17 protein-coding genes are annotated in these 21,866 nt (G+C 68.7%); 2 read left to right on the top strand and 15 right to left on the bottom strand.

Annotated features, from left to right (window positions below; translation table 11 throughout):
• Nucleotide 1: 1 nt before the first annotated feature.
• Together BO221_RS49245 and BO221_RS49240 are read right to left on the bottom strand one after the other, a co-directional pair.
• Entirely contained in the window at nucleotides 2-5,884 is a 5,883-nt protein-coding gene (locus tag BO221_RS49245; protein ID WP_073567882.1) for a VCBS repeat-containing protein, read from the bottom strand.
• A gap of 39 nt (nucleotides 5,885-5,923) precedes the next feature.
• The gene (locus tag BO221_RS49240) at nucleotides 5,924-6,235 is read right to left on the bottom strand and encodes a PqqD family protein (RefSeq protein ID WP_233166608.1); all 312 of its coding nucleotides are present in this window, start codon (nucleotides 6,233-6,235) and stop codon (nucleotides 5,924-5,926) included.
• A 167-nt stretch (nucleotides 6,236-6,402) separates the two neighbouring features.
• On the opposite strand from BO221_RS49240, the gene BO221_RS49235 reads away from it, so the two are divergent.
• The gene (locus BO221_RS49235; protein WP_073567880.1) at nucleotides 6,403-6,984 is read left to right on the top strand and encodes a cytochrome c oxidase assembly factor Coa1 family protein; all 582 of its coding nucleotides are present in this window, start codon (nucleotides 6,403-6,405) and stop codon (nucleotides 6,982-6,984) included.
• Nucleotides 6,985-7,249: 265 nt separating this feature from the next.
• Here the strand turns inward: BO221_RS49235 and BO221_RS49230 are convergent, their stop codons facing one another.
• The 4 genes from BO221_RS49230 to fsa form a co-directional block, all read right to left on the bottom strand.
• A complete protein-coding gene (locus tag BO221_RS49230; protein ID WP_073567879.1) occupies nucleotides 7,250-8,218 on the bottom strand; it encodes an electron transfer flavoprotein subunit alpha/FixB family protein in 969 nt (322 codons plus the stop codon).
• 40 nt (nucleotides 8,219-8,258) lie between these two features.
• Nucleotides 8,259-9,056 (bottom strand): electron transfer flavoprotein subunit beta/FixA family protein, encoded by a 798-nt coding sequence (locus BO221_RS49225; RefSeq protein ID WP_073567878.1) that lies wholly within the window; start codon nucleotides 9,054-9,056, stop codon nucleotides 8,259-8,261.
• 150 nt (nucleotides 9,057-9,206) lie between these two features.
• Nucleotides 9,207-10,343, bottom strand: a complete 1,137-nt coding sequence (locus BO221_RS49220) for an acyl-CoA dehydrogenase family protein (RefSeq protein WP_073567877.1) — start codon at nucleotides 10,341-10,343, stop codon at nucleotides 9,207-9,209.
• Between the two features lie 99 nt (nucleotides 10,344-10,442).
• A complete protein-coding gene (gene fsa / locus BO221_RS49215; RefSeq protein ID WP_073567876.1) occupies nucleotides 10,443-11,099 on the bottom strand; it encodes a fructose-6-phosphate aldolase in 657 nt (218 codons plus the stop codon).
• 186 nt (nucleotides 11,100-11,285) lie between these two features.
• Here fsa and BO221_RS49210 point away from each other — a divergent pair, with 186 nt between their 5' ends.
• Nucleotides 11,286-12,368, top strand: coding sequence for an SIS domain-containing protein (locus BO221_RS49210; RefSeq protein WP_073567875.1), 1,083 nt, complete (start codon nucleotides 11,286-11,288; stop codon nucleotides 12,366-12,368).
• A 22-nt stretch (nucleotides 12,369-12,390) separates the two neighbouring features.
• On the opposite strand, the gene BO221_RS49205 is transcribed toward BO221_RS49210, so the two are convergent.
• The 9 genes from BO221_RS49205 to BO221_RS49165 all read right to left on the bottom strand — a co-directional run bounded on the left by BO221_RS49205 (nucleotide 12,391) and on the right by BO221_RS49165 (nucleotide 21,865).
• Nucleotides 12,391-13,101: a hypothetical protein gene (locus BO221_RS49205; protein WP_073567874.1), complete on the bottom strand. Its 711-nt coding sequence runs from the start codon at nucleotides 13,099-13,101 to the stop codon at nucleotides 12,391-12,393.
• Nucleotides 13,091-13,681: an RNA polymerase sigma factor gene (locus tag BO221_RS49200; protein ID WP_083682671.1), complete on the bottom strand. Its 591-nt coding sequence runs from the start codon at nucleotides 13,679-13,681 to the stop codon at nucleotides 13,091-13,093. The genes BO221_RS49205 and BO221_RS49200 overlap by 11 nt, the downstream gene beginning before the upstream one ends.
• Before the next feature lie 57 nt (nucleotides 13,682-13,738).
• The gene (locus tag BO221_RS49195; RefSeq protein WP_073567872.1) at nucleotides 13,739-14,194 is read right to left on the bottom strand and encodes a hypothetical protein; all 456 of its coding nucleotides are present in this window, start codon (nucleotides 14,192-14,194) and stop codon (nucleotides 13,739-13,741) included.
• Nucleotides 14,195-14,260: 66 nt separating this feature from the next.
• The gene (locus BO221_RS49190) at nucleotides 14,261-15,457 is read right to left on the bottom strand and encodes a hypothetical protein (RefSeq protein ID WP_073567871.1); all 1,197 of its coding nucleotides are present in this window, start codon (nucleotides 15,455-15,457) and stop codon (nucleotides 14,261-14,263) included.
• 21 nt (nucleotides 15,458-15,478) lie between these two features.
• Nucleotides 15,479-17,149: a pseudouridine synthase gene (locus BO221_RS49185; protein WP_369866271.1), complete on the bottom strand. Its 1,671-nt coding sequence runs from the start codon at nucleotides 17,147-17,149 to the stop codon at nucleotides 15,479-15,481.
• A gap of 8 nt (nucleotides 17,150-17,157) precedes the next feature.
• Nucleotides 17,158-18,708, bottom strand: a complete 1,551-nt coding sequence (locus BO221_RS49180; RefSeq protein ID WP_073567869.1) for a hypothetical protein — start codon at nucleotides 18,706-18,708, stop codon at nucleotides 17,158-17,160.
• Between the two features lie 181 nt (nucleotides 18,709-18,889).
• Nucleotides 18,890-20,107: a cytochrome P450 gene (locus tag BO221_RS49175; protein ID WP_073567868.1), complete on the bottom strand. Its 1,218-nt coding sequence runs from the start codon at nucleotides 20,105-20,107 to the stop codon at nucleotides 18,890-18,892.
• A gap of 17 nt (nucleotides 20,108-20,124) precedes the next feature.
• Nucleotides 20,125-20,451: a 2Fe-2S iron-sulfur cluster-binding protein gene (locus BO221_RS49170; protein WP_073567867.1), complete on the bottom strand. Its 327-nt coding sequence runs from the start codon at nucleotides 20,449-20,451 to the stop codon at nucleotides 20,125-20,127.
• 31 nt (nucleotides 20,452-20,482) lie between these two features.
• Nucleotides 20,483-21,865 carry a cytochrome P450 gene (locus tag BO221_RS49165; RefSeq protein WP_073567905.1) on the bottom strand — a complete coding sequence of 461 codons (1,383 nt, stop codon included), beginning with the start codon at nucleotides 21,863-21,865 and terminating at the stop codon, nucleotides 20,483-20,485.
• Between the last annotated feature and the right edge of the window lies 1 nt (nucleotide 21,866).

The raw sequence follows: 21,866 nt of genomic DNA, 5'->3' as shown, positions 1-21,866 counted from the left end.
CTCAATACCAGATCTGCACCCGGGCGCCTCGGGTATCGAGGTTGTCTCCCGCCGCGATGTCCGGCCGGCCGTCCGCGTTGAAGTCACCCGTGGTCACGCTGATCCCCAAGGCCCCGGCACCCGAGTAGGTGACACGCCCCTGGCTCAACCCGCCAATGGCCCGCTCGAACTCCGAGCCCGGGGTCGCCTGGTTGTAGAGCACCCAGACCGAGCCGCCCGACAGGATGTTCGTCCCGGCGATGATGTCGGTCCGCCCATCCCCGTTGATGTCGGCGCAGGCCAGCCCGTTGCCGAAGTTGTTGCCTCCCGAGATGGTCAGCGTCGAGGCGGGTGGATAGCCCACCGCCCCGCCATCCGCGTACACGTGGAGACGGTTCGCGAAGGGGTAGCTGACCACCAGGTCACGCCCCGAGCCGCCCACCAGGTTCACGTTGGCGCACGCCTCCGTGCCGAACCCATCGAACCGGGTGTCGGAGGTCGTCGACTGGGAGAGAATCTGCAGGGCGGAGCTGGCCGGGATGGAAGCCGTGGCATCGACCACCGCCTTGCCGGAGAAGAGGTAGAACCGGTTGAGCAGCTCGCGCGAGGCCGGGATCGCGAAGTCCCCGTAGCCGTCGCCCGTGATGTCTCCCAGCCCGACAATGCCGCGCTGACGGCCGAAGGAGTTGATGGCGCCAGAGACCGGTGGCGACTCGCCGGTGAAGATGCGGTCCGCCCGGGTGGCGGGGACGTGGCAGCTCACACTGCCCACCGAGCAGGGCGACCCCGAGCTGGAGTCAATCCGCAGGGCGTCCCACTGCGCCCGGCTGCGGCCGAAGAAGAGGTACACCCGGCCCAAGCCGCTGCTCTCGTAGGAGGAGCTGAGCACCACCTCGCCGAGGCCATCCCCGTTGATGTCGCCGATGATGCGCGCCGCCACTCCGAGCCGCCCGCCCGCCACCGTTCCCCGGAACTGGATGGGCGTCGGGTCCACGACCTGCGACGGGTCCAGGGAGCCGCCGAAGTAGAGGAAGGCCCGGCCGAGGTTGCTGCTCCAGCCGGACGCCCCCACGAGCAGGTCCGCCTTCCCCTCGGTGGAAGCGTCCCCCACGTTGCCCACGGCGAGATCGATACCGAAGTACTGCACCAGGGTATCCGGTGGCTGCAGGACCTGCATGGGGCCGCTGCTTCCCGAGGGGAAGAGGTTCGTCCCCGAGTACACGTACACCGCGCCCCGGTTGGAATCCTGGTCGAAGTTGGCGACCACGAGGTCATCGCCCGGTGTGCTGTCCAGGTTGCCGGAGGCCACGAGGTAACCGAAGCGGGCGCCGATTCCCGGGCCGGACACCTCGCGGCCGCGCAGGAAGTTGTCCAACGCCACGGGCGCGGCGATGCGGCTGTAGTTGCCCACCTCGTCGCGAGCGCGGAGCTGGAGGGAGTAGGACGTCAGAGGCGGCAGCGGCGTGAGGGTGAAGGACGTGGAGGAAGCGGGCAGCGGCGTGGCGCTGGCCTGCTTCACCTTGCCGTTGAAGAAGATCGCATCCGTGGTGATGCCTCCCGCCTGGGCAACGGACGTCGTCCAGCGCAGGTCATATCCCGCGGGCTCACCGGAGGCGGTGTCCGAGCCATCGTCCTTCACGGCGGTCCAGTTGACGGCCACCGAGGCGGTGCGCTCGGCCCCCGCCACGACGTTGGCCGTCACCGCCGGGGCCGCCGGTGGCCGGACGTCCACGGTGACGGTGGCGCTCCGGCGCGTCTCGTTGCCAGCGGCATCGCTCGCCACGATGACCAGGGAGCCCGTCGTGCCATGCGGCAGGGTGATGGGCAGCTCCAGCGGCTTGTCATCCGAGTCGAGCACCACCGCCGGCTTCACCAGGTCCACGTCGTTGTAGAGGATGCGCACCGTGCCGTTGTTGCCGTTGGTTACCCGGAAGGAGAGCTTCGCCTCGGCGTCTCCGTCCGGAGTGAGGTCGGCGATGTAGCTGGAAGGCACGGGAGTGCGGAAGAAGGCCTCGTTGGAGTCGGCCACGTAGAAGAGCGTCGTCGCGGAGGGAACCACGCTCGCGAGGCCCGGCCCCGTGAGGTCCACGGAGATGCTGGCGGAGACGGAGGTGGGGGTGCGGCCATCGTCCATCTCGAGGCGCAGCGTGGTAGCCGCCGCATCCGGGAGCGTGACGTTGAAGCCAAAGGCGCCGGTGTCCGCGTCCGCCGTGGTGGTGGCCTCGGCCGCCGTCGCCGAGCCGCGGAACAGGCGGACCTGACGTCCCTTGCACACGCTCGTCACACCCTCGATGCGGTACTGCAGTCCCGCCGCCGCCGGATTGAGGTCATCCTTCTGGATCAACGTGACCGCCGTGCCCGAGGGCTTCGTGAAGCGCTGGTCACACCCCTCGAAGGTGACGTTGAGGTCCTCCACGAGGGCGACGGTGACATTGCCCACCACATCACTCACCTCGAAGCGGATGTCCTGCCGGCCGAGCACCAGATTCGTCTTCACGTCAATCTGCCCGTCACTGCCCACGACGGGAGACGCGAGCGGCACGGGCGCACGCCCGTCCTTCGGGACGCTGGTGATGCTGACCGGCCGGCCCGTCGCACCACTCACGGTGGCGCGCAGCTCCACGATGGACGAAGCCAGCTCCGAGCCCGGCGCCGGCGTGGGAGCCACGGGCACCAGCACGGGCGGCTCGAAGTCCACCGTCGCGGTCCGCGTGACGACGGTCTGGTTGCCCGCTTCGTCCGTGGCCTGGATGCGGAACGTATAGGCCGTGAGGCCCGAGGTGGAGACCGTGAAGGGCTCGGAGATCCTCAACGAGGCGGGCGTGCTCGTCCGGGTCTCGCCCAGAGGGGTGACCTGGATCTCCACACCGTCGGTGCCCACGTCGGCGCTCGTGCGGGCGGAGAGGAGGAGCTGATAGCCCGGAGTGGCGGGAACCATGTCATCCGAGGGACCGAGCACGGCCCTGTCCGCGGGCAGGACGTCCGCGAGGATCGGAGGGAAGCGATCCAACCGGAACTGCGCGAACGCCGCGAGGTTGACCGGGTCCAGCGGGGCGGGACTGGAAATCTTGTTGGAGTTGCCGGCCGCGTCGGAGACGGCCGCCACCAGCGAGTAGCTGGCCTCCACCTGATTGGGCAGGCTGGTGAGCGGCACCCGGGCCACGCCACCGGACACATCCGCCTGCCCGAAGAGCGTCACGCCCGTGGCATCGCGCACCTGCACCTTGCGCCCATCCTCCACGCCGGTGAAGGACACGGTGAGGGTGGGGGGAACACTCGCGGGCGATTCCTCCAGGTTGAGCTGCCCATCCTGGTTGTCATCGTCGTCGAGGACGATGCTGGTGACGCGCGGGCGGACCGAGTCCACCACCAGCGAGACCGCCGGGGTGTCCGTGGAGGCCGCGTCGTTCAACACCGCCTTGAGGGCGTACCTGCCATCCGGGTAGGTGAAGTCCGCCACGAAGGCGGGCACGTCGGTGGCGAGCGTGAAGAAGCCCGAGCCATCCCGGCACGGCGTGGCGGCCGGCACCAGGGCGATGCTCGTGCAGATGTCCACGCGCCCTCCCGCGCCAGCGCCGGAGAGCGAGTACTGCAGGGGTGCCTGGACACCGGGCTGCTCGGCATTGCGATCCGAGGCCAGATTGAATTGGGTCGACGGCACGGGCCTGAGCAGCGTCAGGGTGCGCGTCGCGGTGTCCACGGTGAGCAACTCCGTGGCGCAGGCCGACACACCCGTGGCACTGACGAGCGTGGCCCGCAGGGGGTTGGCGCCCTCGTTCAGCTCCACACCGGAGAAGACCATCTCTCGAGCCGCATCCGAGGCGGTGACCGGCAGGGAGCCCACCTCGCGAGAGCCCAGGAAGAGCTTGAGCTGCCCGGCGCTGCCCGCGGACACCGACACGCGCACGTCCACCGTGAGTCCGCCGCCGGGGCGCACCGTCCCGTCCGCGGAGCCCAGGGCCTTGCCCGCGGTGGGAGCGACGATGGCCAGGTGCGCGCCCGTGAGGCCGAGCGTCAGCGTCTTCTCCCGCGTGAAGCTGTTGCCAGCGGCATCCGTGACCTTGACGGCCAGCGCGCACGTCCCCGCCGCGGGCACCGTCACCTCGCGCAGCAGAGCGAGTCCGGAGGCATCCGCCACCGCACGCACGTTGTTGCCCGGATCGCAGCCCGTGACGGCCACCGTGGCGAAGGGCTCGGTGCGGGCGGAGACGATGACCTGCGTGCCCGGCAGCGCGGAGGTGTCGCGCGTCTGGGTGCCCAGCACGCCACTCCCGCCGTCCTCGCTGGAAACGGACACCAGCACCTCGGGGCTCACGGTGTCCCGCGTCACGGTGAGCGACTGGCTCACCCCGAGCGTCCCGCAGTCGGCGACGAGCTGGTAGACGCCATCCGCGCCGAGCGCCACCGACACCTGGGCGCTGCCGCCCGTCACGCTCCCGGTCGTCCGCGTCTCCTCGTCAGACGAATTCCGTAGACGGACCGTGACCGGACCCGTGCTCGTCTCCACGCGCACGGACAGGGCCGGGTCCGACACCGCCACTCCCGGCAGGGGCGAGACGATGCGGCAGGCGGCGCGCCCGGTGCTCACATTCACCGTCGCGCTCTTGCACGAGGGCGGCAGCGCGGGATTACGCACGCAGGCCTGCACGGCATTGCTGCCCTCGGCGAGCGAAACGCGCCAGGTGGCGATACGTCCGCCCCCCTCCGCCGCCGCGGTGGCCACCCGCACCGGTGTGCCGGGCGTGCTCGTCACGGTCGTGGAGAACTCGACCACCGTCGCCAGATCGCTCGCGCTCGTCGTCGCGGTGACGTCCACCTGGACGCCGTTGGTGGGGTCACCATCCACGTCCACCACGGACGACGGCGTGGAGAGCTCGACGGCATACGGCGTGGACGCCACCACCACGTCGAAGGGCCGCTCCACCGGATTGCCACCGGAGTCCGTCACCCGCAGCGTGTAGGGGTACACGCCTCCCGTGGGCACCACCACCTCCGGGAAGGAGACGACACCGCCGGACACCTTCGCGGACAGCGGCGTCTGGCCCTCGCGGGACAGCGTGGCCACCGTGCCGTCCTCGCAGCAGCCCACCACCGCCTCCACATTGAAGGTCGAGGAGGGCACGGGCGCCACGGGCGAGGACAGCTCCACGCGCGGCGCCACCGAGTCCAGGGTGAAGCTGCGCTTGGAGCTCGCCACGTCCTGGTCGCCATAGCGCACCACCGCGTAGCACTCGGCCACCTGCGCCTCGCACGCGGCCTCGGTGAGCGTCACCGGCACCTCGGTGGTACCGCCCGGCGCCACCGTGAAATCCGCCGTGGGAATCCCGCAGGCATTGCCGCAGTACAGCGTGCCCGTCCGGCCCGCCAGCCCGCTGCTGCGCAGCGTGAACCGCACCTGGTAGCCCGGCGTGGCGGGGTCCACGTCATCCGACTCGCGCAGCACCTGGCCCTCGGCGGGGCCGGAGATGTCCACGCTCCACGTCTCCCCGCCCACCGTCACGCTCTGGCTGTGCGTGGCCGTGCGCTTGGAGCCCGCCTCCTCCACCGTGATGCGCAGCACGTTGGTGCGCCCCGGCAGCGTCACCGAGGGGAAGCTCACCCGGCCCCCGTCGATGAACGCGACCGTCGTCTCGCGCCACGAGGGCTCTCCCGGCATCTGCACTTCCAGCTTCGCCCGGGCCAGCGTCACCGCCCGGCCCGACGAGTCCGTGGCCTCCGCCACCACGTCGTACTGGAAGCCGGCGGCCGCCGGGTCCGCGTCATCCCCCTGGGCCAGCCGCTGGCCGTCCACGGGCTGCGTGAACGCCACCGTCAGCTCGGATTCCACCGGCGGCGTGCCGCACGTACATCCCGCCACCCACAGCGCACACACCGCCAGAAGCCACTGCCATCCCGCTCGATGCATGAGTCGCCTCTCGCTGTGCTGGTTCCGGCCTCCCCGGGCTCACGGCCCGAGCACCAGCACCTTCTTGTCCACCAGGAGCCTCACGAAGGAGACCGTGTCCTCACGGCATCGCGCCGGCTCCACCTCGAATTCCTCACACAGCACGGCCACGATGCCGCCCACCGTCCGGCCCCCATCGACCAGCTCGAGGATGCGCTCGGCCACCTCGGACACCTCGCCGCCCTCGTCCTCGAACGTGTGCAGGGTGTCATCGGGGCCCACCGCCAGCATCCGGTCTCCGACCCGCTGGAGCCCCGCCTCCGGGTGGAGACGCGGCACCGCATCCATCACGTCATCCCCGCGCGTGCTCACCAGGCTCTCACCCCGCCTGTCCTCGACGAAATGGGTGGGATGCTACCCGGTCACGGCCTCCCGGGCCAGGAACGCGGCCCGCTCGCTGGCCCTGTTGTCGACCACTCGGTAACCGCTATGACGAGGGGTGCGCCGCCCGCCCGGTGGCGCGAGGAGACAGGAATTTCATGAACACGACGACAGAGGGGCAACTGGTCCCCCAGCCGGGCTGGTGGAGCCGCAACTGGAAGTGGGCGGTGCCCTCGGGATGCCTGGGGCTGCTGCTGTCCTGTGGGTGCCTGGGCGCCCTGCTCTTCAGCGCCACGGCCTGGCAGTCGCTGCGGGGCACGGGCGTCCTCGTGGACGCGGTGACGCAGGCGAAGCAGTCAGTGGAGGTCCGCGAGGCGCTCGGTGAGCCCATCGAGTCGAGCGCGATACCCCAGCAGTACAACATGTTCACCGGGTCGGACGGGAGCTCGGCCCGCTTCGCCGTGGGCGTGAAGGGCCCCAAGGCCAGCGGCACCCTGTACGGCGAGGGCCACAAGAAGGACGGCGAGGAGGCGTGGACGTTCACCACGTTGAAGGTGGAGGTGCCGGATCATCCCGTCATCAACCTGCTCGGCCCCGCGGTCGAGCCGGCTCCGGATACCGTTCCCTTCGATCCCAAGTCGCTGCCAGACGTGGAACCGCTGCCGGAAAACGAGGAGCCCGCTCCGCGGAAACCCGAGCGGAGCAAGACGGAGCAGGGGCAGGAGGACATCCAGCTCTGACATCCCCTCTCCCCTCGGGAGAGGGACGGGGTGAGGGTGCCACGCATCCCGGGTTGAACCCCCTGTGCCCACTGTGGCCCACGGGTTGAAGAACGGACCCAGGCCCCCTCACCCTGACCCTCTCCCGGAGGGCGAGGGACTCTTGGGACCCTCTTCGCTCACGACCCTCGAGTCACTCAGCCCCGCAACGGCGAAGGGGCGGCCGCGAGGAATGTTCCCCCCGCCACCGCCCCTCCGTGAGCCCAGGCCACTCAGGCCCGAGTCACTAGCCCTTGGCCTTGTGGATGGCCTCGCGCAGCGCGGGCAGCACCTTGAAGAGGTCGTCCACCAGTCCGTAGTCGGCCACCTGGAAGATGGGGGCCTCGGCGTCCTTGTTGATGGCGACGATCGTCTTGGAGCTCTTCATGCCCGCCAGGTGCTGGATGGCTCCGCTGATGCCCGCGGCGATGTACAGCTGCGGCGCCACGACCTTGCCCGTCTGGCCCACCTGCAAGTCGTTCGGCACCCAGCCCGCGTCACACACCGCGCGCGAGGCACCCACCGCGGCGCCCAGCTCGTCGGCCAGCGCTTCAATCTCCTTGAAGTCGCCCTTGGTGCCGCGGCCACCGGAGACCACCACGCGCGCCTCGGTCAGCTCGGGACGCGCGCTCTTGACCTCCTTGAAGTCCACGAACTTCGTCTTGCCCGTCTCCACCTTGGGCGAGAAGGTCTTCACCTCGGCGGCGCCCTGGCCACCCGCGGCCGCGGGGAACTCGGTGGCGCGCAGCGTGAACACCTTCACCGGCGTGGTGAGCTTCACCTCGGCGAAGACGTTGCCCGCCCACATGGGCCGGCTGAACGTCACGTCCGCGCCACCGCCATTGAACCCCATCACGTCCGTGGCCATGGCCGCCTGCAGGCGCGCCGCCACGCGGGGCAGCAAGTCCTTGCCCTGCGCGGTGGACGCCATGCCCACGTAGTTGGCGCCAATGGACTTCGCCAGCTCGGCGATGGCCGGGGCGTACGTCTCGGCCAGGTAGTGCTCGAACTCGGGCGCCGCGGCGGTGTGCACCGCCTTGGCCCCCAGGCCCGCCAGCTCACCCGACACCTTGGAAGGATCCTTGGAGAGCAGCACCAGGTGCAGCTCCGCGCCCGCCTTCTCCGCGAGCTGCTTGCCCGCGCTGATGGCGTTCAGGGTCGCCTTGCGCAGGTTCCCGTCCGGCTGCTGCTCCGCAACGATGAGAACGATCGGCATGTTCGGCTCCAATCTCGAAGTATGAGGGAACGGGCCCCGGTCAGACGACCTTCGCCTCGTTGCGCAGCTTCTCCACCAGCGTCGCCACGTCCGGCACCTTGATGCCGGCCTTGCGCGGCGGCGGCGAGGCCATCTTCAGCACCTGCACCTTCGGGGTGACGTCCACGCTCAGCTTGGCCGGCGTCAGCTCCTCGATGGGCTTGCTCTTGGCCTTCATGATGCCCGGCAGGCTCGCGTAGCGCGGCAGGTTCAGGCGCAGGTCCGTGGTCACCACCGCCGGCAGCGCGCACTCGAGCGTCGCCAGCCCGTTGTCCACCTCGCGCACCACGCGCACGCTCTTGTTGTCCGCGCCCATCTGCAGCGCCGGCACCTTGTTCTTCTCCTGCTCGCTCTCCAGCGACTCCACCTTGGAGGCGAACGTGGCCTGGCCCCAGCCCAGGAACTCGGCCAGATACTGGCCCACCTGGTTCTGGTCATCGTCGATGGCCTGCTTGCCCAGGATGACGAGGTCCGGCTTCTCCTTCTCGGCCACCTTCTGCAGCAGCCCCGCCACGCCCATCTGGTCCAACGGGCCCGTGTGGTTCACCCACACCGCCCGCGTGGCGCCCATGGCCAGCGCGTGCCGCAGCTGCTCCTGCACTTCCTTGCCGCCGATGGAGACCACCACCACCTCGCCGCCATGCTTGGCCACGAGGCGCAGTCCCTCTTCGACACCAATTTCATCGAAGGGGTTGATCTTGTACTTCAGCCCCTCCTGCACGATGCCCGAGCCGTCCGGCTTCACCTTGATCTTGGACTCGGGGTCTTCCACGCGCTTGGCGGTGACGAGGATCTTCACGTCCTTCTCCTTAGAGCGGGTACTCCCAGAAATGGCGCAACACTGCGCTGGTTCATGACGCAACGCGCTGTGTCACGGGGGGCGTTGATTTACGCATCAACACCCCCCATCGGCAACGGAGAAGCGTCGGCAACGGACAGTTTTTCTTCCCTACTTGAACAGCTCGCGCGCGATCACGAGGCGCTGCACCTGGCTGGTGCCCTCGTAGATCTGGATGAGCTTGGCGTCGCGCATCAGCTTCTCCACCGGGTACTCCTTGATGTAGCCGTAGCCGCCGTAGACCTGAACGGCGTCGGTGGCGACCTTCATGGCCATGTCCGCGGCGAAGCACTTGGCGTAGGAGGACTGGAGCGAGGCGCGCTGGCCCTGGTCGAGCAGCCACGCACTCTGGTGGCACAGCAGACGCGCGGCCTGGATGTTCATGGCCATGTCGGCGAGCATGAACTGGATGGCCTGGTGCTCGCGGATGGGCTTGCCGAACGTCTTGCGCTGAGCGGAGTACTCCAGCGAGTACTCGAGCGCGGCGCGGGCGATGCCCACCGAGAGGATGGCGGTGATGGGACGGCTGTTGTCCAGCGTCTCCATGGCGATGCGCCAGCCCTCGCCCTCCTCGCCGATGCGGTTGGCCACCGGGACGCGCACGTCCTCGAAGGTGAGCGCCACGGTGTCGCTGGCGCGCTGGCCCATCTTGTTCTCGTGCTTGCCCACGGTGAGGCCCTTGGGACGGCCCTCCACCACGAAGCACGTAATGCCCTTGTGCTTCTTCGCCTTGTCCAGGGTCGCGAACACCGTGTACTGGTCCGCGTGGCCGCCGTTGGTGATGAAACACTTGGCGCCATTGAGCACGTAGTGGTCACCGTCGCGCACCGCGGTGGTGCTCATGCCGGCCACGTCCGAGCCCGCCTCCGGCTCGGTGAGGGCGAAGGAGGCCAGCTTGAACTTCTCGGTGAAGGGCTTGAGCAGGCGCTGCTTCTGCTCCTCGCTGCCGCCCACGATGATGGGCAGGTTGGCCAGGTCGTTGGCCGTGATGGAGGTGGCCATGCCCGCGCAGCCCCAGGCCAGCTCCTCGTAGGCCAGGAGCTGATCCAGGTGCGTCAGGCCCAGGCCGCCGTACGCCTCGGGCGTGGCCATGTTCAGCAGGCCGTTCTCCCAGGCCGAGGCGATGATCTCCCGAGGGAACTCGGAGGTCTCATCGTGGTGCGCCGCCTTGGGGCGGATCACCTCGCGGGCGAACTTGCGCGCGGTGTCCTGCAGGGCACGCTGGGATTCGGTGAGCTGGAAGTCCATGGTTCCTCGCTGATGTGGGAGAGGGGACTACACGTCCCCTGATTCCAGAATCAACGAATACCCCGGACCGGGAAATTGCGCCAGCACACGGCGCCCGGACTACGGCTTGGCGGACTTGGGGACCTTCTCCCAGTCGGCGAGGAACTTCTTGATGCCGATGTCGGTCAGCGGATGGTTGGCCAGCTGGGTGATGACGCTGTAGGGCAGCGTGGCCACGTCGGCGCCCATGCGAGCGGCCTGGAGCACGTGCACCGGGTTGCGGATGCTGGCCACCAGCACCTGCGTGGTGAAGTCGTAGTTCTGGTAGATCTCGATGATGTGGGCGATGAGCTCCATGCCATCCTGGGAGATGTCATCCAGGCGGCCCACGAAGGGCGAGATGTAGGTGGCGCCGGCCTTGGCGGATAGCAACGCCTGGTTGGCGGAGAAGCAGAGGGTCACGTTGGTGCGGATGCCCTCGGCGGTAAGTGCCTTGACGGCCTTCATGCCCTCCACGCCCATGGGAATCTTCACCACGACGTTGTCGTGAATCTTGGCGAGCCCACGGCCCTCCTTGATGAGCTCGGGAGCCTCCAGCGAGACGCACTCGGCGCTCACGGGGCCATCCACGATGGAGCAGATTTCGCGGATGGTCTCCTCGAGGCCACGGCCCACCTTGGCGAGCAGCGACGGGTTGGTGGTGACGCCATCCAGCACGCCCATGTCGTGGGCCTTGCGGATCTCCGAGACGTCGGCGGTATCGATGAAGAACTTCATCTCGTCCCCTCTCTGGTTCAGTTCAGGCGATGAGCCTGTGAGTTCAGGCAATGAGCCTGTCATGGACAACGCGCGGTGGCAGGAGGTGCGCTCCCGTCTGCCCGCCGGGCGAGGAGGCGCGTAGCCGATGCCCCCCGGTGCGTCAAGCTGGCAGGCCCGGGCGGGCTGGGGGTACAAGGGCGGCCCATGGCCCGAGCCACTCGAAGCACTGCCCGGAAGCCCCGCCTCCGCGCCATCCCCGGACACGCCACGCCCGCCGCCGGGCCCACGCCCCCGCCCTCCTCCGTGCCATCCCAGGACGAGCGGGAGGCCACGCTCGCATACGCGCGCAGCGTGCTCGAGGCCGAGGCCCAGGCCATCCTCGGGTTGATGGGGCGGCTGGGCGACTCCTTCCTGAAGGCACTCGAGCTGGTGCGCGACTCGGTGCAGACGGTGGTGACGGGCGTGGGCAAGGCGGGGCTGATCGGCCAGAAGCTGTCCGCCACGCTGGCCTCCACGGGCATCCGCTCCGTCTTCCTGCACCCCACCGAGGCCGTGCACGGAGACCTGGGCCGGGTGGGCCGCGGCGACGTCATCCTCGCCCTGTCCAACAGCGGCGCCACCGAGGAGCTGGTACGGCTGCTGCCCTCCTTCAGGAGGATGGGTGCCCCCGTCATCGCCATCACCGGCGACGCGGAGAGCCCGCTGGCTCGGGGCGCGGACGTGGTGCTGGACATCGGCCGCATCGAAGAAGCCTGCCCCATGGGCATGGTGCCCACCGCGTCCACGGCGGCGCTGCACGCCATCGGTGATGCACTGGCCATGGCGGTGCTGCGCGCGCGTCCCTTCGGCTCGGCCGAGTACGCGCTGCTCCACCCGGGCGGGAAGATTGGCCGCTCCGTCATGCGCGTCTTCGAGCTGATGCGCTCGGGCCCATCCAACCCCGTGGTGCGCGACAACGCGAAGCTCTCCGATGCCGTGGTGGTGATGACCAACACCCCGGGCCGGCCCGGCGCCACCAACGTGGTGGACCGGCAGGGACGGCTGGTGGGCATCTTCACGGACGGAGACCTCCGCCGGCTCGTCGAGCAGGGGCGGACGAACTTCGACATGCCCATCCGCGAGGTGATGGGCAAGCGGCCCCGGTGCGTGGGCCCCGAGGTGCTGGTGCTCGAGGCCACGAAGCTGATGCGCGAGTTCCGCGTGGACCAGCTCCCCGTGGTCGACGCCGAGGGCAAGGCCGTGGGCCTGCTCGACGTGCAGGATCTGCTCGCCGCGCGCTTCTTCTGAGGAGAGCGGCGCCCGGGGGTGGCTACTCGGGAGGTGATTGCGGCGCCGGCATCTGCTTACGCACCCGGACGCGCATCCGTTGCTTCTGGGAATCCTCCTCGACGTCCACGTCGATCTGCGCCCCATCGCCCTCCTGACGCCGCAGCTCCTCGATGACGCGCTGACGCGCCTGCTCACGCTCCTCGGGCGAGGCGCCCGCACGGAACAACGAGTGGCCCACCAGCCCGAGCAGGTTGTCGCGCACACGCCCCTCCAGGTTCGTCACTTCCACCGGGAGGCCCGCGAGCTCGGGCATGGCGTGCAGCCGCTCCATCGCCTCGCTTCCCTGCGCGAGCCGATCGCCCCAGACGTCCACCACCAGCGTGGAGGGTCCCTCCGGGGTGCGGCGGAGCATGACTCCGACATCCACCAGCCGGCTGGAGCCGGACACGAAGGCCCGGGCCACCCTGTCACCGAATCCAGGGGGAACCTCGCGGCCCACCGGCAGCACCAGCCGGATGCGCTTGCCCACCTCCACCTTGTACTCGGCGGACACCTGGGTGGCGCTCACCAGGCCCAGCAACAGGACAACGGCCGTCGCATACCTCCACAGGGGAGACCGGACGCGCCGGGCCCGGCGCTCCACCCGCGTGTCATAGGCGGCGAGCAGCTCCTGTTCGAGCCGCGCCCGGTGCTCCGGGTCCGGCTTCGGCTCGTGGCCGCGAAGCGATCGGGAAAGCTCTTCATCCGTCATTGGCCAGCTCTCCTCTCGCCGGGCCGGCATCCCACCGTGCCCGCAGCTCGCGCACCGCTCTCGAGGTGCGCTGTCGGACCGCCGCCTCGCTCAGTCCCATGACCTGGGCCACCTCCGCGAAGCGCAGGCCGTCCCCGAAGCGCAGCATCAACAACTCGCGGGTCTCGGCCGGAAGCCTCGCCAGCTCCCGCCGTACCCGCTCCACGTCCTCCTGACCCATCAAGCGCTCGAGCGGTCCCACTGCTGAGTCGGGGACAGCCGCGGCGGCCTCTTCGGGCACCTGCCCCGCCCGGCCGCGGACATGGTCCACCAGCGCGTTGCGCGCCATGAACAGCGTGTACGAGAGCACGCTGCCCCGGCGCGTATCGATGCGCTCGAGTGACTCGAGCAACCGGAAGAACACCTGGCCCACGATGTCCTCGGCGTCCGCTTTGCTCGGGACACGCCGATGGACGTAGCGCGAGACCGGGTCGTACAGCGCCCGGTACAGGTCCCGGAACGCCTCACGGTCCCCGCGCTGGCTGCGGACGGCCAGGCGGGACAACCATGCATCGCGTATTGGCCAGGGAAGTCGGGGCATCGCCAGGGTCTCCCGGGCATTCAATACGAAAACGGCTGGTTTTCGTGACAGCGCCCCCTATTCCTTCTCCTTCTTGATGATCTTCACCACCTTCTTGACCACCGTGCCCTTCTCGCCGTGGAGCTCACGCTCCAACTGGCCCTCCCCCCGGGGCTTCGGACGGTCCTTCGGATCGAGCGTGGAGACCTGGATGTCCGCTGAGGCCAGCACGGGGAACGCATCCCGGAGCGACTGGGGGATGTCCGCCTGGGGCACGGTGCTGCCCCACAGGTCCACGGTGAGCTCCTGCTGGCCAGACGTGTTGCGGCGCGTCACCCGGACCTGACGCTGCTCACCACCGCCCACGGCCATGAGCGACTCGACCAGCTTCTCCGGGTCCGGCAGCTCGCCGCTCGACTCGGGGAGGTGGATGGCCACGCGCGTGCCCGATTCCTGGGACGGCGGGGACGCCTGCACGGTGAAAGAGAAGAAACAGAGGGCAACGAGGATACGGCTCCACGGGTTCGCGCGCATGGTGCGCCTCCTTTGGCGTTGAGTGCCGACGGGAAATACGGAGCACGCGCGAAAGTGTGACAGCGCTCAGGATCCGGCCGGCTCACCCTGCCCGCCCTCGCCCACCGCGAGCGGCTGCGCCCCAGCCCTCTGAGGCTGTGACAGCAGCGCCCGGGCGGCGATTTCCGTGAGCGTGTAGAGGATGAAGGCGTCCTGGTCGTCGATGGGGCGCTCGTCCTGCAGGGCGTGGATCTTCTTCCGCCGCTCGTTGAGGGCCGAGAAGATGTTGTCCTCGAAACGGCCGATGAGCCGGTACTGACGGCAGGCGCCCACCAGCTCGCCCAGCGTCGCGCGGCCCACGTCCTTGTTACCCACGCTCGTCACCGGCGGCTCGTGGGCGGCCAGCAGCCCCCGCAGCATCCGCTCGCAGCAGCGCGCGCATGCCACCACCACCTTCTGCGACTGGCGCTCCTCCAGTGCCAGGCGGGCCGAGGCCAGTTCCTGCAACAGCTCCAGGTCATCGGTCCGCCAGGTGAACAACGAGACCGGCAGGGCGAGGGTGTCGGTCCCCAGCGAGGTGAGGGTGAGCTGCGCGCCGTGCTGCTCGTCCACCACGTCCAGGTAGCCGAGCGCCACCAGCTTGCGCAGCCGCAGGGTGAGATCCCTCGCACCAATGGCCATGTCGTTGACCATCACCGCCGCCACGTCACTGCCACTCTGGGCCACCAATTGCAGCACCCGGTAGTCGAGTGTATCGAGTGGCGTGCGGGTGGACGGCAGCGGCAGGGCCTCGCCGAGCTCGCTCCGCGCCGAGAGCACCACCCGCGGGTCGAAGCCCACCAGCCAGCTCTGCTGGTGCAGCACCAGCGGCGGCAACCCGACCCCCACCACCGCGAGCAGGAGATCGGCCCACAGGCTCGGCAGGGCGAAGCGCTCGGGCCAGGCGACGAGCAGGAAGCCGTCGAGCGCCACCAACACCTGGAAGAGGCTGCAGAAGACGGGATAGACACGCAACGCGGCGCGGTGCTGGTACACCGACACCTCGGTGAGGCCCAACCGCACCAGCACCAACAACCCGGGGTAGGCGCCGGCGAACACGAACAGCCCGCCCAGTCTCACCAGCAGCCGCACTTGCGCCAGCTCCGAGGCCTCGACCCAACCCGGAAAGGTGAGCCGGGCCACCACGGGCGTCGACAGACCCAGCGCCACCACCGCCAGGAGGATCACGGCCCGCCTGTCACGCAGGGTCCCCAGCTCCAGATGCTTGCGTCCGGCGTTCGCCATGGCCGCACAGCATACCCCGCCTCAGAACGGCGCACGGCACTCCAGCTCGACGCGCACGCCCGTGTGCGGATGGACGAAGGTCACAGCCTCGGCGTGGAGCATCAGGTGCGTGTCGCCGCCGCCATACAACCGGTCACCGGAAACCGGAGCGCCGAGGCCGAGCGGATGCGCCGCATGGACGCGCAGCTGGTGCGTGAGCCAGGTGCGAGGCCAGAGCGACACCCGGGTGCGGGTGCCACTCCGTTGCGTGACGCGCCAACCGGTGACGGCACGCTTGCCGTGAAGCGGATCGACGAGGTGGCGGCGACGGTCCTCCCGATCGGGCCGGATGGGCAGTTCGATGACGCCCTCGTCTCCAGCCACCTGACCTTCGAGCCATGCCACGAAGCGCCTGCCGGCATCGCTCCGCGCGAACTGCCGCTGGAGCGCCGCGTGGGTCATGGGGTCCCTGGCCACGAGCAGCAACCCGGAGGTGTCCGGGTCGAGGGCATGCACCACGGCCAGTCCGGTTGCGCCCGGGTCTCGCCGCCGGAGGCGGACGAGCACCGAGTCCCGTGACGGCTCATGACGGCCGGGAATCGACAGGAGACCGCGCGGCTTGTCCACGACGAGCAACCACGAGTCCTCGTACAGCACTCGAAGCTCATCCACCGGGCCCGGTCCCGCCTCGGGATGCGGCTCCAGCTCGACGTGCAATCCCTCGAGCATGTACGGGAGGACTCCGCCGCACTTGCTCCGGCACGCCGGGTAGTACGCTCCCGCGTGCCGGCCGCCTGTGAGAGGCGGCGCCCCCCACCAGAATTCGGCGAGCGCCAGCGGTCGCAGGCCATGACGGTAGGCGTGACCCAGCAGCTTCGGTGCGGCGCAATCACCCGCCCCTCCCGGCGGCGGATCGGGCGCGAAGAGCGCTCCCACGGTCCGGCTCTCGCCGCGCGCATTCGGGATGACGTAGCTCTCGGAGATCCGCCGCCAGAGTTGCCTCGAATGCTCGGCGCGCAGGTGTTCGAGCCCGGCACGTTCCGTGTCGAGCGCTCGGAGGGCCGACACCAGGACCTCACGCTCCTGGTGGTGGGCCACCTCCAGCCGCCGGAGCTCAGCGGCGTCGGCCCGGCTCTCCTCCCCGAGCACCTGAAGCGTTGCATGCCGCTCGTCGTCGCTGACCTCTCCGTTGGCCAGACGCTGGCGTGCATCGTGCCGGAGGCCGCGGTTCGCAGCGTGGCGAGCACGCATTTCCTCCATGGCGGCCCCATGGCGCGCGGTCAGTTCGGCGAGACTCGCGCGGAGAGCGGTGGGTTCCGGCCCCTCGACCAGCTCGGAGTGGCGCTCCCCGAGCGCGCGCAACTCCGCCTCACCCGCGGGCAGGAACGCGTCGCGAGCGATGGGATCGAAGAGCGGCGGCGCGAACCCATCGATCCGCCAGCGGCCATCGAGCATGCCCGAGAACCCGCGGAGGTAGCCGATGCGGCCGTCCGGAGCCGCGACGACCAGCACCCCGAACATCTTGCCCTGGCCAGGGGCATCGAGGGCCCCGGGCTCGAACCCGCCGTGGCGCAGGAACGCCATCAACTCCTCGGCGGCCCGGCGAGCCAGGGGATGCGGAGGGCCGCCCGCGAACGGATCCGTGAGCCGCACCGGCACCTCGGCCGGAGCCGGCTGCGGCTCGAAGTACGTCACGGCATCTCGTGAAGGCACCCCTGCCACTACCTCGTCCGCACGCGGTTGTATTCCTCGATGGCCGGAGGGTACTCGTCCCAGAAGTCGAGCGAGCCTCTGTTCCCCAACAACGTCTCCTGCCGCTTCTTCTCGTCCGCGTCGGAGGCCACCATCGCGAAGCCATACGTCTTCGTGTCTCCCAACGCCTCGCGCAACGGAGCGAGGGGCAGCGACACCTCCACCCGGTAGCCACGCTCCGTCTTCGACCACGTGCCGGCCGCGGCATAGGGCTCATCCACCTCCTGGGCCTTCGTCCCCTCGCCCCGCTTCCAGAGCCGGAGCTGGACCTTCCCGTCCTCTGCCAGGAGCACTCCCAGCTTGAGATGGGCGCGCGGTCCCGTGAAGTCGAGCTCCAGGTGGTCCGAATGCACGGCCGGGCCGTCTCCGGCGGGCTGGAGCAGCTCGTCCTCGACCTCGACCTGGAACCGGAGGTCTTCGCCGACACGCATCGCCTGCCACGCCAGCGAAAGGTCCTTCGCGTCCCGCCAGTTGTCGAGCCCCCAGCTGACGTGGCCCACGGTATGCGCATGGACCGTCAGCGCGGACGCCGCCCCCGCCGAAGCCGAGCTGGCCTGTTGAACCGGATAGGACTGAGCACTGTCGACATGCAGCCCGGCCGTCGCCAGGAAGGCCATGTGGCCTGGCCGCTCGCGCGAGATGCATTGCGTCCCGCCGCTGCTTCCCCTGTAACCGCAGAGGGTGCAGGTGAAGCAATAGCGGGTCGCATCCAGGGAGAACACATACTGCTGCTCATCCTCACCCAGCAACGTCCCCAGCTCGAGGTGCTCCACGTTGCCGTTCTTCACCTTCAAGGCACAGGAGAGCTCCTTGTACGAAGACTCCGAGGTCTTTTCCAACACGAGCACGCAGGCGCCGCCACCGTGGCACTCGTAGAGCGTCGGCTTCAGTTCCTCATTGCCTTCCGTATTGCCGTCCGCACACAGCGTCCGAGCCTTCGCGAGCACGGCCTCGGGAATGCGGCCCTTGATCTTCGGTTCGGCGGGAGCGCGTTGTTTCTCGAGCCGGCGCTCGAGCAAGGCCTGGTGCTTGGGGGACAACGACTCCCGGGTATCGGAGGTGATCTTCGAACCATCCTGGGAGAGGGTGATCAACCGCCGCCACATCATCGCGGCACCGAATCCCACTTCCCTGCGCCGCCCCTCCGGATCGTCCCCGTTGTCCTCCTCCAGGCTGACCAGACCGACGAACTCCACCTGGCGGGGACCGACAAAACGCGCCCGCCCATTGCTCAGGCCGGTTTCATCCGAGGAGGCCCCCAGTGGCTTTCCCTTCCGATCGGTCACCACCAGGCTGTACGAGTAGCAGGTCCCCACGAAGCAGGGGCCAATCGTCTCGGTGCGGGACCAGACACAGAACCTGCCGCCACAGACCAGCTGGTGATGCTGGGTCAGCCCATCTGAGGCCGACCCCTCGACGAGCCGCTCGTCCGTCTCGGCGGAAGGTTCCTGGGCCCACCCTGCCCCGGAGAGGAGCAGGAGGCACAGCAGGACAGGAGAACACAGGGTCTTCGGATTCATTCGCGATACGAGTCTAAGCCATCGGAACAAAGTCCTTTCAGGGATGAGTGAGTCCGCCTTCCGGGCGCGCTCTTCACGAACTTGTCCAACTGTTGGACAAGTCTGGCGAGACCGTGCCCGGAGGGGTCCCTCCTGCTTTCGAGCTGCGGACAGACCCCTGAACGGACTTATTTCGGCTGGCTTAGCCCCAGACCAGCGGCAGACTCGTAACGGACAGGGAGAAGCCCCCCATGAACCTTGGCGGCGCCTGGGGATCCAGCCGGAACGGCGGGACGCGCTTCAACCACTCCTCGTAGAACACCTTCATCTCCAGGCGGGCCAGATTCAGCCCGACGCACCGGTGCGGACCCGTGTTGAACGTCTGGTGCTGCTCCTTCCGGCCCAGGACGAACTGCTCGGGGTTGGGGAACGCCGCTTCGTCGTAGTTGGCCGCGGGCAGGAGCAACAACACCGCGTCTCCCTGCTTGAACTGGACGCCCTGGTAGACCTCATCGCGAGCCACCCGCCGGGGGATGCACACGACACCATGGAGCCGCAGCAGTTCCTCGACGGCTCCGGGAATGAGGCCAGGCTCGGCCCGGAGCTTCGCCTGCAACTCCTGATCGCGCGCCAGACGCCGGACGCCAAAGCTCAAGGCATTCACCACGGTGTCCAACCCCCCGAGGAACAGGAGGATGCTGTAGCCCATCATCTCCTGGAAGTTGGGGTTGCGGCCGTCGAGGTTCGCGTCGAGCAGCCTGCTGATCAGATCATCCTCGCGCTTCTGCTGCCGGGCCATGATGGTCTCCGCCAGGATTCCCGCGATGTGTTTGAACGTCTCCGCGCGGGTCGCGGGCTCCACCGTGGCGGACGAGGCCCGCAGGGCCAGCTCACGGAACTCCGTCAGGCGGTTGGTCGGCATGCCGGCCAGCTTCAGGAACAACGTGACGGGCAGCGGCTCGGCGATGTCCGAGAGGAAGTCGCAGCGTCCCGCGGCGAGCACCTTGTCGATGAGCTCGTTCGTCATGGCCCGGATCGACGGCTCCAGTCCGGCAACGGATTTGGCCGACAGCGACTGGTTGAGAGGGATCCGATACATCGTGTGCTGCGGCGGATCCACCGAGATGGGCAGCAGCGTCAACCCTCCCGTCGCATCCTTCTTTTCCCCCGCGCTGCCGTTGCTGAAGACCTCCGGCTTCATCGTCATGTCCACGATGGTCTGCTTCCGGGTCACCATCCACTGGCCACCATTACTCGGGGAGTAGAAGATGGGTGGGGCCTCGAAGAGGAGGGAGCGCATCCGGGCGTGCGGGTCCTCGAGCATCCGCGGATCCCTGGCGATGTCGAACTCGTAGACCAGCTCCGGCGGGACGTGCGCGGGAATCTTGTCCAACTTCTGGCTTCCGCTGTCGGCGTGCATGTTCGAGCCTCCCTTCCTCACTCTTCCGTCTGCGAGACGGGAAGACGGACCACCAGACCCTCCAGCGCGGGCGTCACCTTGATCTGACAGGTCAGCCGGCTGTTGGGCCGCACGTGGAAGGCACTCGAGATCATCGACTCCTCGGCCGCCTCGGGAGGAGGGAGCTTCTTCAACCAGCCCTCATCGACGTAGCCGTGGCAGGTCGCGCAGCTGGCGAAGCCCCCGCACTCGGCGATGATTCCTGGCACGAGGTTGTCCATCGCCGCCTGCATGACGGACTGTCCCTCTCGCGCCTCGACTTCGTGCTCCGCCCCGCTCGCCTCGATGAATTTGATTTTCGCCATGGGTGTTTCACCAGAATCAGGATGAAGGGGTTCACCGCGCCTCGATCAGCATCGGCAAGCCGTTGGCCGAGCCGAGGGTGCCGAACATGTCGAACCTCGGCACGTGGCCGGGCTTCATGCGCAGCTTGAAGCGGCGTGCGAGCATCGCCGTCATCACGTGCGTCTCCAGCAGGGAGAAGTTGTTGCCCAGGCAGATGCGCGGCCCGATGGCGAACGGGTGGTAGGCGTGCGCATGGCGTGCCGCCTCGCGCTCGGGCAACCAGCGGTCGGGATCGAAGCGCTCCGGATCCTCCCAGAACTCCGGGTGCCGGTGGGTGGCGTAGCTGAAGACAATCGTTCTCGTGCCGGCCGGGATGCGGATGCCATCCAGCTCGTCATCGGCAACGGCGTCACGGGCGTACATCGGCGCGGCCGGATAGAGCCGGAGGACCTCCTTCACGACCTGGAGGGTGTACGGGAGCCTCTTCAATTCGTTGATCGTCGGAGGCCCATCTCCCACCAGCACAGAGTCCAGCTCGGCATGCAGCCGCCGCTCCACCTCCGGGTTCTGGGACAGCGCGTACCACAAGAACGAGAGCGTCCGGGCCGTGGTCTCATGCCCCGCGGCGAACATGGTCAGGCCGTTGTCCACGAGGAGCTGCTCGGCCATGAACGTCCCCGACTCCTCGTCCTTCGTCGTCATCATCTTCGTCAGCAGATCATCCGGCCACTGCTCGGCGGGGAGAGCCCGGCGCCCCGCGATGAGCTCCTGGATGTAGGCCGTCACCAGCTTCTTGGCCCGGTTGAACCGCAGGTTCCCGGGGGTGGGCATCCACATGGGCACCTGGATGGGACGCATCTGCTTGTTCGAGATGTGGGAGACCATCGTCTCGATCGAGTTCTTGACGCGCATCAGGGTGTCGCCCGACTCGGTGCTGAAGACCGAGTGGAGGATGACGGCGGCGGTGACCTGCATCATCTCGTCGAGCATCTCGACGGGGCGGCCAGAGCCCTGGTGCTTGGACTGCCAGTGCTCGATGAGCTTCTGCGTGTCGGAGGTGAAGATGGGGAAGAACTTCTCCACGCCGCGAGGGGTGAAGAACGGCGCCATGAGCCTGCGCTGCCGGCGCCAGTCCTCTCCGGTGGCGGTGACGATGCCATGGCCGAGCAGCAGCTCGCGGAGGGAGTCGTAGCTCTCGCCCTTGTCGTAGTGCTCGCGGCCCGTGACGTTGACGTGGCGCACGTGGTCCGGGTGGGTCACCATCAGGAGCGACCGCGAGCCCATCTGGATGCGGATCAGATCCCCGTGCTTGCGCCAGGTGCTCATCAGCCAGCCGAGGAACCCCTCTCGCCGGGTCGCCGTGAGCAGCTCGAGGGTGGAGGGGGCGTACTCCGTCAGGGTACGGAGCCTGTCGATGGAGGGGGCTGTAGTCATG

This window comes from Archangium sp. Cb G35 (assembly GCF_001896145.1).
GTDB classification, from domain to species: domain Bacteria; phylum Myxococcota; class Myxococcia; order Myxococcales; family Myxococcaceae; genus Archangium; species Archangium violaceum.
This window is presented reverse-complemented; position numbering and strand designations above follow the sequence as displayed.

What these genes read in the sequence shown, in the direction of transcription:
- BO221_RS49245 (WP_073567882.1), bottom strand. Translation starts at nt 5,884, where the DNA reads ATGCATCGAGCGGGATGGCAGTGGCTTCTGGCGGTGTGTGCGCTGTGG.
- BO221_RS49235 (WP_073567880.1), top strand. Translation starts at nt 6,403, where the DNA reads ATGAACACGACGACAGAGGGGCAACTGGTCCCCCAGCCGGGCTGGTGG.
- BO221_RS49230 (WP_073567879.1), bottom strand. Translation starts at nt 8,218, where the DNA reads ATGCCGATCGTTCTCATCGTTGCGGAGCAGCAGCCGGACGGGAACCTG.
- BO221_RS49220 (WP_073567877.1), bottom strand. Translation starts at nt 10,343, where the DNA reads ATGGACTTCCAGCTCACCGAATCCCAGCGTGCCCTGCAGGACACCGCG.
- fsa (WP_073567876.1), bottom strand. Translation starts at nt 11,099, where the DNA reads ATGAAGTTCTTCATCGATACCGCCGACGTCTCGGAGATCCGCAAGGCC.
- BO221_RS49210 (WP_073567875.1), top strand. Translation starts at nt 11,286, where the DNA reads ATGGCCCGAGCCACTCGAAGCACTGCCCGGAAGCCCCGCCTCCGCGCC.
- BO221_RS49205 (WP_073567874.1), bottom strand. Translation starts at nt 13,101, where the DNA reads ATGACGGATGAAGAGCTTTCCCGATCGCTTCGCGGCCACGAGCCGAAG.
- BO221_RS49200 (WP_083682671.1), bottom strand. Translation starts at nt 13,681, where the DNA reads ATGCCCCGACTTCCCTGGCCAATACGCGATGCATGGTTGTCCCGCCTG.
- BO221_RS49195 (WP_073567872.1), bottom strand. Translation starts at nt 14,194, where the DNA reads ATGCGCGCGAACCCGTGGAGCCGTATCCTCGTTGCCCTCTGTTTCTTC.
- BO221_RS49190 (WP_073567871.1), bottom strand. Translation starts at nt 15,457, where the DNA reads ATGGCGAACGCCGGACGCAAGCATCTGGAGCTGGGGACCCTGCGTGAC.
- BO221_RS49180 (WP_073567869.1), bottom strand. Translation starts at nt 18,708, where the DNA reads ATGAATCCGAAGACCCTGTGTTCTCCTGTCCTGCTGTGCCTCCTGCTC.
- BO221_RS49175 (WP_073567868.1), bottom strand. Translation starts at nt 20,107, where the DNA reads ATGCACGCCGACAGCGGAAGCCAGAAGTTGGACAAGATTCCCGCGCAC.
- BO221_RS49170 (WP_073567867.1), bottom strand. Translation starts at nt 20,451, where the DNA reads ATGGCGAAAATCAAATTCATCGAGGCGAGCGGGGCGGAGCACGAAGTC.
- BO221_RS49165 (WP_073567905.1), bottom strand. Translation starts at nt 21,865, where the DNA reads ATGACTACAGCCCCCTCCATCGACAGGCTCCGTACCCTGACGGAGTAC.